We start from the raw sequence: 14,124 nt of genomic DNA, 5'->3' as shown, positions 1-14,124 counted from the left end.
CATGACTACAAAAATAATAATTTGGATGATTGCCGGCTTATTGCTGGGTAGTTTGATTAATACCTTTGCTTATGATGTCGCACTCATTCAGGATTATTTGGTTCATGGCTTGTTTCATGTGGTGGGCACGATTTTCATTAATTTATTGAAAATGCTGGTTGTTCCATTGGTGACTTTTTCATTGATTTGCGGCGTTTGCGGCATTGGTGATGTTAAGAAACTGGGTCGGGTGGGTATCAAAGCTTTCGGGCTCTTTCTGCTAACAACTACGCTTGCCATTTCATTAGCGCTCCTTGTTTCTGTCACGATAAACCCTGGTAAAAATTTTAATTTGACTCAAAGTGCTCAGACGGAATTTGTGGCACCTGAGCCACCGCCCATAACACAAGTCTTTATTGATCTTGTGCCGAGTAATCCAGTAACCGCCTTTGCAGAAGGCAACATGCTGCAGATCATTTTTTTTACCATTTTGTTTGCAATTTGCTTGCTGATGATCGGTGAGCGTGGGCGCACACTAATTGATGGCGCCGAAAAATTGAATGACGTCATGATGCAGCTGGTGAATGTCGTTATGTCTATTGCACCCTATGGGGTATTTGCGTTAATGGTGAAGAACTTTGCGCTACAAGGAATTGACTTGATTCTGCCAATGATCGGTTATTTCGGTATCGTTATTTTGGTGTTAATTTGTCATGTAACCGGCACACTTATGTTGTTATTGAAATTTCTTGGACGGGTCAGTCCAAATCAGTTTCTTAAGAAAATGCGCACTGCCCAGGTTTTTGCTTTCAGTACATCCAGCTCCAATGCAACCATACCCGTTACACTCAGAACGGTTGAAAGGCGTATGGGCGTGGATAATTCGACGGCTTCATTTATTGTGCCTTTTGGCGCCACCATTAACATGGATGGCACCGCCATTATGCAAGGTGTTGCCACAGTGTTCATTGCCAATATTTATGGTATTGAACTGGGTTTAACGGGCTATCTGACTGTTATCGGCATGTCGGTATTGGCATCAATCGGTACCGCGGGTGTGCCTGGCGTCGGACTCATTATGCTGGCCATGGTTTTCAATCAAGTGGGGTTGCCAGTTGAAGGCATTGCGTTGATCATGGGCGTGGATCGTTTGCTGGATATGCTGCGTACCGCAGCCAATGTCACCGGGGATGCTGTCGTTACAATTATTGTTGCGCGCAGTGAAGACAATGTATCCATGGAAGTTTTTAATGATCCCGATGCTGGAATATTGACGCGCATAGAATTGCCACATGATAAAAAGTGAAGCAGGCAAGTTGGTATCGTCTAAAAACGTTATATGCCTCTATACAAAATATAAAAATGCTCATTTATCCTGCATAAATTGCATTTTATCTCCGGAGCCGTTGGAGCGATTCAAGAAAGCGCCTTAGTTTAAACTAAACTGCATTGAGTATAAATGTGGCATCATCTTTTAAGATGAATCCATAGCTAATCAATTATCTCATGTCAAAATGGTCTAATATTGCGAAGCTGAGCCGACCAAATCTCTATAGAGTTGTTGCTCGCGATCGTTTATTTATACTATTAGATAAAGAATGTAACGATCATCCTGTTGTATGGATTAAGGGACCCCCTGGATCGGGAAAAACAACGCTTGTGGCAAGCTATCTTGAAGAACGTCAGCTGCCAGCCATCTGGTATCAAGTTGATGGTGGCGACTCTGATCTCGCGACATTCTTTTATTACATGCGATTGGCTGGACAACAAGCTTCCACTAGCAAGCATCTTTCATTACCTCTTTTAACGCCAGAATATCTGCCAGATCTGCCAGAATTTTTCCGTCGCTTCTTTCGCAAACTTTTCGCTGCAATTCCTGAAACCTCCATACTGGTATTCGACAATTATCAGGAAATAGTTTCAACATCAGAATTCCATAGTGCGATTCAAGGTGCTATCACAGAACTACCAAAAAGTATCCACATCATTGTCATCAGTCACCTCGAATCTCCGCCTCATTTTGCACGATCGCTGGCATGCAACCTTATCGGGCAAATAGATTGGGAAGCTCTCCGACTGACACCGACAGAAATTAAGGCAATCATTACAGCGTCCAGCCTACAGGAATTTGATGAAAACGCACTGCAATTGTTGCAAGTTCAAACTAATGGCTGGGCAGCAGGACTCGTGTTGATGTTGGAACGTTTCAGGCTGTCGGGCACAGCTCATGTTCTCCCGACAGAAACCATGGAGTTCATATTTGATTATTTTGCTAACCAGATCTTCGACAAATTATCTGTGGACATGCAGAGATTCCTGATGAGCACGGCTACTTTGCCGTACCTGACTGTTCAGATGGCGCAAGCTATTAGTGGAAATACAAGCGCCCATGAATTGCTTGATTTTCTCTATCGTCGTCGGCTATTTATTGACCTGCGCGCCGGTGACGAAATCAGCTATCAATACCACACTTTGTTTCGTGAATTTTTGTTGGCTCGGGCGAATAAACATTTTTCCGGATCTGAGCTTCTCGACATCAAGCGCATGGCTGCCAACCTCGCCGAACGAAATGGCAAATTCAAAGCCGCCGCTGAGTTATATGCAGAGATAAAAGAATGGACAAGGCTTGTCGAAATGATCATCAGGTACGCAACCATTCTACTCAGCCAGGGACGGCATCAGACCCTACAAAGTCTGATAGATTATCTACCCGCTGAAGTGAGCCAAACCACATCCTGGTTGCTTTACTGGCGTGGAATGAGTCATGTCCTGCTGAACCCTCGGGAAGCTATTGCAGATTTTGAGCAGGCATATGTCATGTTTCAGCGTGAAAATGACCTTGTCGGACTGTTTCTGATCTGTGGCAGCATAATCGATGCCTATGTTTTAATCGAAGATGATATGGCGCTCGTATTAACATGGGCTGAGCGGTTAAAAGATCTTTTGATCCAGTGCCACGGCTTCCCGTCACTTGACGTTGAAGCCAAGGTATTAGCCAGTATGCAAGGTTTGATATATGCCGCACCTCATCACCCGCTGTTAGAAACACTTGAGAAACGAGCAGAAATTGTATGTGAAACAGCGATCGATCCATTTTTGCGATTCGGAATTGCCTGTGCATTCATATGGCTTTCACTCTGGCGTGGTGATATTTACAAGGCTCGGAAGATCATAGAAGAAACCAACCTCCTTATGACTACCATGTCAGCACCTCCCCTTGATCTTATCCGCTGGCGGGTAATTGAGGCCGCCTATGCCTGGTCTACTACAGCGTCTTATCAGATTGCAGAAATAAAGATTCTGGAAGGTATTGATATATCGCGAGAAGCGGGCATTACAATTTTGGATTGTATGCAATGGGGAAATGCCGTATACAGCGCGCTTTCCGCTGGTGAATTAACCAAAGCGAAATTTTTTCTGGAGAAAGTTGAAGCGACATTAGATGTACAAGGTAAACATACTTTAGCCGAATACCGATTCTTGCGAGCAGGCATTGAATTGCTGGAAGGAAATTTGCTGGCCGCACTCGATGACGCGTCAACATCGTTCAATCTTCATGAAAAAATGGGAAGGCAATTTCTGACCGAGGGCGCTCGGTTTGGTTTGGCACAAATTCTGGTTGAATTGAATCAATTTGAAATTGCCCATTTTCATCTTGATCAAGTGATCCAGTACAGTCGTGTGATGAAAAGTACATTTTTAGAACATCAATGCTTGTTAATAAAGGCTCATGCATGGTTAAAACAGGAAGAGGAAGCGAGAGCCTTGACACTACTGAGTGAAGGATTGCAACTTGGTCGTGAGAACGATTATATCGTTCTCAATCTGTGGTGGCGTCCACAAGTTATGGCGCGCTTATTTTCTCTCGCTCTTAAATCCGGCATCGAGGAATCCTATGTGACAAGTGTGATCCGACGACGCAACATCAAAGCCGAGCCGCCGGAACCGGATAATTGGCCGTGGCCAATCAAGGTCTACACACTTGGACGGTTTGAAATAACATTCGACGGCAACCCATTCCGCATTTCGGGAAAAGCTCAGCACAAGCCGTTGGAATTATTAAAATGTTTATGTTCCTATGGAGGCCAGGCAATTAACCAGGATCGGGTAATTGACGCACTGTGGCCTGACTCAGTGAGCGGTGCCGCGGAACAAGCACTCAGGACTACACTGCATCGTTTGCGCAAACTGTTGCAACATGCTGAGGCAGTTCGATTTGAAGACCGCCACTTATCCTTGGATCGGGGCTATATCTGGGTGGATTGCCTGGCCTTTGATCGAGTCGCACATCATCCAGACATGACCGATCGAGCTTCGTTGCAGCGTGCATTGAATTGGTATCGCGGCCACTTTTTGGAGGGCGATACTTCACCCTGGGTATTAACTTTCCGTGACCGGTCGCGTATCCACTATCGGAGAATAATTGAGCAATATGGCGCTATGCTCGAGCAGGATGGCGACTGGCTGAGTGCAGCGGAGTGTTACCTTAAAGCTATTGAGGCTGACCCTACCGTAGAGCTTTTCTACTGCCGTCTTATGGATATCTATTTGCAACAGGATCAGCGCATCGAAGCACTGGCTATCTATCAACGCTGCCACCAGGCTCTGTTGACCCGTTTGGGTATTAACCCCTCTCAAAACTTTCAAGCCATCTATCAAACACTCGTCAAAAATTAATTCCTCGCATTTTCAGGTCAATTTGTTTTCCCTTCTGATTCAACCACAACATGAGTTTCCCGATGAATCTGTGCCGGTATCGATTAACCATGTTTCTCTTAAAATCAATTTAATGCAAATTATTTTTGAATCTGTAACTCATCTGTAACGTTCGTGTTGATAAACTGATTTCGTTAAGGGTTGATTTCCACAAAGCTGCGCAGCGCGTATAAGCGAGGTTGTGGCAATTCTTCAAGCAGTTTATTGAAATATTCTTTTAAGGAGTTCTTATCATGGCTATCTCAACAATTAATTTATCCAGTCTTGATGGCAATAACGGTTTTCGCATGGATGGAGTAGCGGCATTTGATTCTGCGGGCAGACCGGTCAGCGATGCAGGAGATGTCAACGGCGACGGATTTGCTGATGTGATTATCGGCGCCTATAGTGCTGAACCGAACGGCGGGTTCTCCGGATCCAGTTACGTAGTGTTTGGTAAGGCTGATGGTTTCGATCCCACGCTAGCGCTGTCTACGCTCGACGGCAATAACGGTTTCCGCATGGATGGAGTAGCGGCATCTGATCTTTTGGGCATATCAGTTAGTACTGCAGGAGATGTCAATGGTGATGGTATTTCTGATGTGATTCTTGGAGCTCTAGGTGCCGACCCGAATGGCAATGTCTCTGGTTCCAGTTACGTAGTGTTTGGCAAGCTTACTGGTTTTGATGCCACGCTGGATCTATCCAGCCTCGATGGTAATAACGGTTTCCGCCTCGATGGAGCGGCGGGGTTTGATTTTTCGGGCTCATCGGTGAGTAATGCCGGAGACGTCAACGGTGATGGTTTTGCTGATGTGATTATCGGTGCTGGCGGAGCTGACCCGAATGGTATCGATGCCGCGGGTTCTAGTTACGTAGTGTTTGGTAAGGCTGCCGGTTTCGATGCCACGTTGAATCTGTCCAGCCTCGATGGCAGCAATGGTTTTCGCCTCGATGGGGCGGCGGCGGGTGATTTTTCGGGCTTAGTGAGTAATGCCGGGGACGTCAACGGTGATGGTTTTGCTGATTTTCTTGTCGGTGCTGTCAATGCTGACCCAAACGGTAGTTTGTCCGGCTCCAGTTACGTGGTTTTTGGCAAGGCTGCCGGTTTTGCTGCCACGCTGGATTTATCCAGCCTTGATGGCAGCAATGGTTTCCGTCTGGATGGAGCGGCGGAGTATGATTTTTCAAGTGGCTCAGTTAGCAGTGCTGGGGACGTCAACGGAGATGGTTTTGCTGACTTGCTTGTTGGTGCTCCCGGTGCTGGCGAGCAGAGCGGTTACTATGTCTCAGGATCCAGCTACGTAGTGTTTGGTAAAGCTACCGGTTTCAGTGCCACGCTGGATCTGTCCAGCCTGGATGGCAGCAACGGTTTCCGCCTCGATGGAGCAGCAAGTGACGGGGCGGGTTTTTCGGTCAGCGGCGCCGGGGACGTCAACGGCGACGGTTTTGCTGATTTGCTTGTCGGTGCTGCCAGTGCCAGCCCGAACGGCCCTGCTTCCGGATCCAGTTATGTGGTATTTGGTAAGGCTGCTGGTTTTGGCGCCACGCTGGATTTGTCTAATCTCGACGGTAATAGCGGTTTCCGCCTCGATGGGGCGGCATATGATTTTTCGAGCGAATCAGTGAGCAGCGCCGGGGACGTCAACGGCGATGGTTTTTCTGATTTGATGGTTGGTGCTAAACAAGCCAGCCCGAATGGCCTCCTTTCCTCTGGCTCCAGTTACGTGATATTTGGCGGTGACTTTAACGGCGCGGTGACTGCTTTGGGCACAGCCGGAGCAGATAAACTCAAAGGCACCAAGGCAGCAGACCGTATGGTGGCTGGTGATGGTGATGATGTGATGATCGGCCGCGGTGGCGCGGATGTGTTTCATGGCGGTGCGGGTAATGATACGATCGAGATCCGCGATGCTGATTTCCAGTTAGTGGACGGCGGCGCCGGCTACGACACCTTGAAACTGGATCGCAGCCATTTGGATCTGAATCTGGCCAGTGAGCGCGGCAGAATCAGCGATATTGAAGCCATTGATATGAAGGGCAACGGCCATAACACGCTGACTTTAAACGCGTTGGATGTGCTCAATCTATCGAGTACCAGCAATACCTTGACAGTGGACGGGAATAACAATGATAGCGTCGTTGGACTCAGCGGCGGCTGGACCGATGGCGGCGTTGCTGACGGTTATCACACTTTCACTAATGGTGAGGCGGTGGTGCTGGTTGGGGTTCATGTGATGACGGATTTTGTGTAGGGATAACTTACTTTGCATGAGTTGATTACGTTCAGTATTTGAATCACTCTACGAACGTAATCAACGTCTGAGTGCCGATAGCTTAAGACGCTAGGTACATGGTCGCACGAATTCAATCAGAACGCATTTCACGGCGGTTCTCGCGTGAAATAGAACGATACGTTTTTACGAAATCTCGTTTCATTGGGATATTGCTCTGCAAAATTTTTATAACACTTAAGATTTCAAGAAAATTAACATGGATCAACCTGTCCATTCCGGATCAAGCATAGATCGTTGAGATACTCATAGTGTTCAATTTTTAGCCAGTCTTCTCGGACTTAAATTACCAACATTCCAAGAAGCTGTGCTGACGCGTACACGGTGCGTCGTTTGCTCCTGAAACTTTGCAACGTTATAATGGATTCAAGTGTTGACGTCGCACGGGAAGCAGTCGAGGCGTAAGTATCAATTAAGATAGTTTTAAATCAATTGCTTGACTAAAAGGTATTTTTTGCGCATTTATATTTTTCAATTCATTATTCTTCGTATATTCCCCTTAATGCTGCTGTTGAGCTTAGGGTTACCTGGGTCAGCGCTGTATGCGCAAGCTATTCCACAAGTTAAACCTCAAATTAATGACTCAGCTGCTAGCAATTCAGTCAAGGATGCTGATACCACCAGCAAAGGACCAACAGATCAGTTATCCGCTATTGTTCAATCCCTGCAGGAGAAACGTAAGCAACGAAAAGCATTGCAACAGCAGTTGGCTAAAGCTACCCAAGAAGATGAGAAAAAAGATTTGCAGCAGCGGATTGATGAACTCAAGGCAGTTATCAAGCAGTTGAATCACTCGTTTGAGCAGATAATTATTGGCGGTCTGGATTTGGACCCATTTCTGGATGCATCAACGCGACCGTTTGATTGGAAAGAAGAGCTTATTCTGGCGACTAAACCGATCATTGATGCTTTGAAGGATTTGACCGAGAAACCACGCAAAATTGAAAAACTGCGTGGCGATATCAGCCTGTTGCATGAGCAGCGCAAACTAATTGAACTTGCGTTAGACGCGATGGCGCGGTTTCAGCCAGATACTATGGCCCAGTCGACTAAACAAGAGTTTGAATCTGTAATCCAAAAGTGGTTGCAGAGACAAGCCGATAACATACAAGATTTGGAAATTGCCCGTTCTCAGTTGGCCAGTCTGGAAGAAAGCAATAAAGACTGGTGGCAGAGTCTGAAAACCGGGATGGTGGACTTTGTGCAGGGCCGCGGGCTTACGCTAACAATCGCCATCTTGACCGCATTTACTGTCTGGATGCTAATGCGCGGCTTACTATGGTTGTATCAAAAGAAATTGGTTTCTCCCGGTAACCGCAACAGCATCAAGGTGAGATTGGCGGGATACGCATATCGTATGCTGACCGGACTACTGGTGATATTGGCAGTTCTGATAACATTTTATCTGGCCAATGATTTTTTGCTACTGACATTGGCGATTATTTTATTAATCGCGGTTGCGCTGAGCCTCCGACATATTTTGCCGCGCTATATCAACGAGACCCGATTATTGTTGGATATCGGGCCGGTAAGAATCGGTGAAAGAGTAGTCTATAATGGTTTGCCGATGCAGGTTAGATCGATCAATGTGCATTCGCTGCTACGCAATCCTGATCTAAAGGGGATCATCCGGCTACCATTAAACGCGCTGGATGATATGGTGTCGCGTCCAGATATTGATGAACCTTGGTTTCCTTGCCGTCCAGGTGAGTATGTCATGTTGTCGGATGGCCGTTTCGGAGAAGTATTAGAGCAAACCTTGGAATTGGTGTTGCTGCAAATGAAAGGTAGCCTGGTGCAATTTCCTGCGGCTGATTTTTTTCGTCTGGACCTGCTCAATCTATCTCGCAAGGGATTTGTCGTGGTCGTTACATTCGGCATTGATTATCAGCATCAGGCGCAGTGTTTGGATGAAGTGCCGACTCGTTTGCGCGAGGCATTAGAGCACGCGCTTGCGCAAGCGGAATTTAGCGATAAGATCGTCAGTTTGCTGGTTGAATTTAAGGAAGCCAATACGAACTCACTGGATTATCTGATTGTTGTCAACTGCAAAGGTGAGGCAGCCAGTTCGTACTTTACGATTAATCGTTTGATCCAGAAAACTTGTGTTGAAGTCTGTAACCGGGAACACTGGGTTATTCCATTTACACAACTAACGGTGCATCAAGGCGAAGGATTCCAGGCACTGAGTGAACGCAACACGCAGGTACACCAACAACTCAACGCATAATTTAACCCAGCAAACAGTATTCTTATCTAAATTGATTGATGTAGGTAAGGCACAAAATCCTACTTGGCTCAACTAATCGTGTGTTTCAGGAACTTCAAAAGGCAAGTCTGGGCTTTTTTCATTGGAATCGATCAAGGATTTCATTTCTTCCAGTGGCGGGAGCTCTTCCAGTGAGCGCAGATTCAGATCGTTAAGGAAATGTTGTGTGGTAGCAAACAGCGCGGGTTTTCCAGGCACGTTGCGGTGTCCGATTGCTTCTATCCAACCGCGTGTTGTGAGTGCTTTAAGCACCGATCCGGAAACGCTAACGCCGCGAATTTCTTCGATATCGCCGCGGGTTACCGGCTGACGGTAGGCGATGATGGCGAGCGTTTCTAGAACTGCGCGTGAATAGCGCGGTACTTTGGGCGGTGTCAAACGCTCCAGATACGGTTGTATGTCCGCTTTGGTTTGAAAACGCCAACCGCTGGCGACCGAGACCAGCTCCACGCCACTATCACGCCATTTCTCGCGAATTTCTTCCAGTAATTTCGATAACACGGTGGCGCTTAATTCCAGGTTAAATAACTTACGCAATTCGTTGATGGGCAGAGGCTCTGAAGTTGTCAGCAAGGCAGCTTCCAGAATTCGCTGGGTTTTTTCAGGATTCAGTGTATCCGATGTATCAAGCTGATTGAGCTGCATCAATGGAGCGGACATAAATAATTCCGGAATCAAGCGATTGAGAAATTTCCAGCAACAGTTCCTTGACCAATTCCAAAACAGCCAGGAAGGTGACAACGACTTCTGCAACCGTGGCTGCGGGAGCGAACAAATCGTAAAATTCTACCTGATCACGTCCACGCAAGTCACGCAGCACTTGGCTCATATAAGCCCTGACCGAAAGTGTTTCACGTTTAATTTGATGGTGACGATTGATTTTCGCGCGCGTTAGAATAGCCATCCAGGCGTTCCGTAAATCATCCATGCCGATATTGGGTAACTGTACCGCAGCTTGTTGTTCAACCCATATCTGAATTACGCTGAAGTCGCGCCCGGCTTGTGGCAGTTCATTTATTCGGGTTGCAGCATGTTTCATTTGCTCGTATTCAAGCAAACGCCGCACCAGTTCAGCGCGCGGATCATGTTCTTCTTCCGTTTCTGTTTTGGGATTGGGGAGCAGCATGCGCGACTTGATTTCAATCAGCAAAGCGGTCATCAGCAGATATTCGGCTGCCAGTTCCAGTTGATCCACGCGCATCATTTCAACATAAGTCATATATTGCTGCGTTAACTCCGCCATCGGAATGTCCAGAATATTCAGATTATGTTTGCGAATCAGATACAGCAGTAAGTCCAGCGGACCCTGAAAAGTGTCCAGGAAGACTTCCAATGCATCGGGTGGGATATACAAATCCTGTGGAATTTCCAGCAACGGTTCGCCGCAGATTCTGGCGATTGGTTGTGTTTCATTGGTTTCGATTACTGAATTGTCGTTCATTGAACAATAGGATCAGTCTCGTCTGTGTGCCGTAAATTTATGAATAACTGAGTCCCATCGCAGCGCGGACGTCGCGCATGGTTTCTTCCGCCAGCTTGTTGGCTTTTTCACAACCGTCTGCAATGATGTTGCGTACCAGGGTCGGGTCTTCTTCGTATTTTTTGATGCGTTCTAACATGGGCTCCTGTTCAGCCAGAATCTTGTCGATCACGGGTGTTTTGCAATCCAAACAGCCAATTTCCGCATTTTTGCAACCCTGTTGTACCCATTCGCGTGTGGCGTCATCGGAATAAACAAGATGGAATTGCCACACCGGACATCTAGCCGGATCACCCGGATCGCTACGCCGTACCCGTGCCGGATCAGTTGGCATAGTACGGATTTTCTTGCGAATGTTTTCCGGATCTTCGCGCAGACTGATGGTGTTGTTATAGGATTTGGACATTTTCTGACCATCCAGCCCCGGCATTCTGGGAGCTTCAGTCAGCAATGTTTCCGGTTCGGATAGAATCATTTTGCCGCCGCCTTCCAGGTAGCCGTATAGCCGTTCACGATCACCCAGACTTAGATTCTGCTGCTCGTTCAGTAATGACTTGGCTTTTTCCAGCGCTTGCTCATCGCCCTGTTCCTGATATAGCGTACGCAACTCAGTATACAGCTTGGATTTTTTCGAGCCCAGTTTCTTAATGGCCTGCTCCGCTTTTTCTTCAAAGCCGGGTTCTTTGCCGTAGATGTGATTAAAGCGCCGGGAAATTTCGCGCGTAAATTCCAAATGCGGCGCTTGATCTTCTCCGACGGGAACTAGGTTAGCACGATAAATCAGAATATCCGCGCTTTGCAGTAACGGATAGCCCAGAAAACCAAAAGTGCTGAGGTCTTTCTCGGATAATTTCTCCTGTTGATCTTTATAAGTGGGCACGCGTTCCAGCCAGCCCAACGGTGTCATCATCGATAGCAGCAAATACAGCTCGGCGTGAGCAGGAACCTTGGATTGAATGAATAAGATCGCCTGGGATGGATCAACGCCCGCAGCCAGCCAATCTACTACCATATCCCAGACATTTTGTTCGATGATTTCAGGTGAATCGTAATGGGTCGTCAAGGCATGCCAATCGGCGACGAAGAATAAACATTCGTGCTGCCGCTGCAGCTTGACCCAATTTTTTAGAACGCCATGATAATGTCCCAAGTGCAGGCTACCGGTGGGGCGCATGCCTGATAAAACGCGATCAGCAAACATGTTGATTTTCCAAATGTGAAACGTTATTAAATATATAATCCAAAAATTGATACGATCATGATTTTAGCCCATGTGATCACGGGGCCAATCACGGCGCCCAGCGCGCCACTGAATAACAATACCAGCAGTATCATAAAGCCATAAGGTTCAATCCGGGAGAACTGGTAAGCCAATTGATGCGGCAACAAGCTCACTGCCATTCGACCTCCATCCAAAGGCGGTAGCGGCAACAGATTGAGTACCATCAGGATAACATTGATTTCAATTCCTGCAATTCCCATCAGCGCCAGCGGTTTTGCAAAACTACTTTCAGGCGAAATAATGGCCAGTTTGATCATCAAGGCCCAGAAAAACGCCATCAGTAAATTGGCGCCGGGCCCGGCTGCGGCTACCCAGAGCATATCGCGTTTGGGTTGGCGCAAGTTGGAAAAATTAACCGGCACCGGTTTGGCCCAGCCAAATAAAAAACCGGCACCGATGGTTAATTTACTTAGAATGAATAATGACAACGGAACCAGTATCGTACCCACAAGATCGATATGCCGTACTGGGTTGAGACTGATACGCCCTTCGTTGTATGCGGTAAAGTCACCGAAATGCTTGGCGATATAACCATGTGCGGCTTCATGCAGGGTGATGGCAAAAATAACGGGAAGCGCATAAATGGCGATACCCCGGATAATTTCATCCATGTTCGATTCCAAATGGATCAAGACAACCTTTTCCCTGACGTACCAATGCAGGCACATCAGTGGTTAAATCAATCACCGTGGTCATGTCTATGCCGCATGAACCAGCATCCATAATTAATTCAACTTGATGTTCCAGTCGTTCGCGGATTTCTTCGGTGTCATTCAGCGGATATTCGTCTCCTGGCAGAATCAGCGTCGAGCTTAGCAGCGGTTCGCCGAGTTCCTCCAGTAACGCCAGCACCACCGGATGATCGGGAATGCGTAAGCCGATGGTATTGCGTTTCGGATGCTGCATGCGCCGTGGTACTTCTCGGGTTGCCTGTAAAATAAACGTGTAACTGCCCGGTGTCGTGGCTTTAAGCAATCGATACTGGCTGTTATCCACCTTGGCGTAGGCGGAAATTTCCGTCAGATTGCGGCACACCAGCGTGAAATGATGGCGTTCATCTACTTGCCGAATGGTGCGAATGCGCGTCATCGCGTCTTTGTCGCCCAGATGGCAGCCCAAGGCATAACAGGAATCCGTGGGGTATACGATAATTCCGCCTTTTTGAACAATAGCAACGGCTTGCTTGATCAGGCGCGCATGCGGAGTATCCGCGTGAATTGAAAAGAATTGAGCCACAATAAAACGGTATCAGGATTAAGTTAAGTTAAGTAGTCAATGTGCTAATTTGTGAGTTCGGCTGCGCTGTTGTTTTTCCAATGGTGCCAGACGGGCGTACAACCGTGTGGAAATTCCGGTAACTGCCCCAGATCAAAATAGCTCTCACCAGGGCCATGAAAATCCGAGCCGCACGAAGCCAGCAGGTTTCTATGTTGTGCGTGGTGTGCAAAATGTCGCATTTGCTCGGGCGTATGGCTTGACGTGACCACCTCAAGGCCCGATCCGCCCAGCGCGCAGAACTCATCAAGCAGATCATTCAAGACATTCTTACCCAAACCATAACGCGCTGGATGTGCGATCACCGCATGACCACCACTATTGCGAATCCAGCTCACAGCATCGCTGAGCGAGGCCCATTCGTGGGAGGCATAGCCTGGCTTGCCTTTCACCAGATATTTTTTAAACACGGATTTTACGTCCTTGGCATATCCCTGCTCAACTAAAAAACGAGCAAAATGCGTACGTCCGATCAAGCGCCGCTCGCCAACATGCGCATAAGCGCCTTCCAGGCTACCTTGAATACCGATTTTTTCCAGCTCGAGAGCGATATTTTCGGCGCGTTGCGCACGCCCCGCGCGTATGACTGCCAAACCTTCGATCAGTGGTGCATAGGTCGGATCAATATTCAATCCGATAATATGCAAGGTGCGGCCGCGCCAGCTCACGGAGATTTCCACGCCATTTATAAATGTTATACTTTTAGATTCGGCCATCTGACGTGCTTCTGCCAGTCCAGAGATGTCGTCGTGATCGGTTAACGCCAGTATTTCAACGCCTCGCAGTGCGGCGCGCTCAACCAGTTGAGCCGGTGGTAAAACGCCATCAGAAATGTTGGAATGACAATGCA

Annotated in this window: 10 protein-coding genes; 4 read left to right on the top strand and 6 right to left on the bottom strand. The window is 47.4% G+C overall.

Annotated features, from left to right (window positions below; all coding sequences use genetic code 11):
- Window position 1 precedes the first annotated feature (1 nt).
- From K2Q13_RS08950 to K2Q13_RS08935, 4 genes are all read left to right on the top strand, one after another.
- Window positions 2–1,285 (top strand): dicarboxylate/amino acid:cation symporter, encoded by a 1,284-nt coding sequence (locus K2Q13_RS08950; protein ID WP_292920720.1) that lies wholly within the window; start codon window positions 2–4, stop codon window positions 1,283–1,285.
- Window positions 1,286–1,485: 200 nt separating this feature from the next.
- Window positions 1,486–4,656 carry a BTAD domain-containing putative transcriptional regulator gene (locus K2Q13_RS08945; protein WP_292920719.1) on the top strand — a complete coding sequence of 1,057 codons (3,171 nt, stop codon included), beginning with the start codon at window positions 1,486–1,488 and terminating at the stop codon, window positions 4,654–4,656.
- A gap of 272 nt (window positions 4,657–4,928) precedes the next feature.
- Entirely contained in the window at window positions 4,929–6,929 is a 2,001-nt protein-coding gene (locus K2Q13_RS08940) for a hypothetical protein (RefSeq protein ID WP_292920718.1), read from the top strand.
- Window positions 6,930–7,470: 541 nt separating this feature from the next.
- Entirely contained in the window at window positions 7,471–9,198 is a 1,728-nt protein-coding gene (locus K2Q13_RS08935) for a hypothetical protein (RefSeq protein WP_292920717.1), read from the top strand.
- A gap of 72 nt (window positions 9,199–9,270) precedes the next feature.
- Here the strand turns inward: K2Q13_RS08935 and scpB are convergent, their stop codons facing one another.
- The 6 genes from scpB to K2Q13_RS08905 form a co-directional block, all read right to left on the bottom strand.
- A complete protein-coding gene (gene scpB, locus K2Q13_RS08930; RefSeq protein ID WP_292920716.1) occupies window positions 9,271–9,897 on the bottom strand; it encodes an SMC-Scp complex subunit ScpB in 627 nt (208 codons plus the stop codon).
- Window positions 9,863–10,678, bottom strand: a complete 816-nt coding sequence (locus K2Q13_RS08925) for a ScpA family protein (RefSeq protein ID WP_292920715.1) — start codon at window positions 10,676–10,678, stop codon at window positions 9,863–9,865. The genes scpB and K2Q13_RS08925 overlap by 35 nt, the downstream gene beginning before the upstream one ends.
- 37 nt (window positions 10,679–10,715) lie before the next feature.
- Complete coding sequence (locus K2Q13_RS08920) at window positions 10,716–11,918, bottom strand: tryptophan--tRNA ligase (protein ID WP_292920714.1); 1,203 nt, start codon at window positions 11,916–11,918, stop codon at window positions 10,716–10,718.
- A 26-nt stretch (window positions 11,919–11,944) separates the two neighbouring features.
- Window positions 11,945–12,610: a site-2 protease family protein gene (locus tag K2Q13_RS08915; protein ID WP_292920713.1), complete on the bottom strand. Its 666-nt coding sequence runs from the start codon at window positions 12,608–12,610 to the stop codon at window positions 11,945–11,947.
- Window positions 12,603–13,235: an L-threonylcarbamoyladenylate synthase gene (locus K2Q13_RS08910; RefSeq protein ID WP_292920712.1), complete on the bottom strand. Its 633-nt coding sequence runs from the start codon at window positions 13,233–13,235 to the stop codon at window positions 12,603–12,605. Before K2Q13_RS08910 ends, K2Q13_RS08915 begins: the two co-directional genes overlap by 8 nt.
- 44 nt (window positions 13,236–13,279) lie before the next feature.
- The coding region (locus tag K2Q13_RS08905; RefSeq protein WP_292920711.1) for a 3',5'-nucleoside bisphosphate phosphatase at window positions 13,280–14,124 on the bottom strand (845 nt) is incomplete at its 5' end.

Source organism: Nitrosomonas sp. (assembly GCF_019752095.1).
GTDB lineage: Bacteria > Pseudomonadota > Gammaproteobacteria > Burkholderiales > Nitrosomonadaceae > Nitrosomonas.
This window is presented reverse-complemented; position numbering and strand designations above follow the sequence as displayed.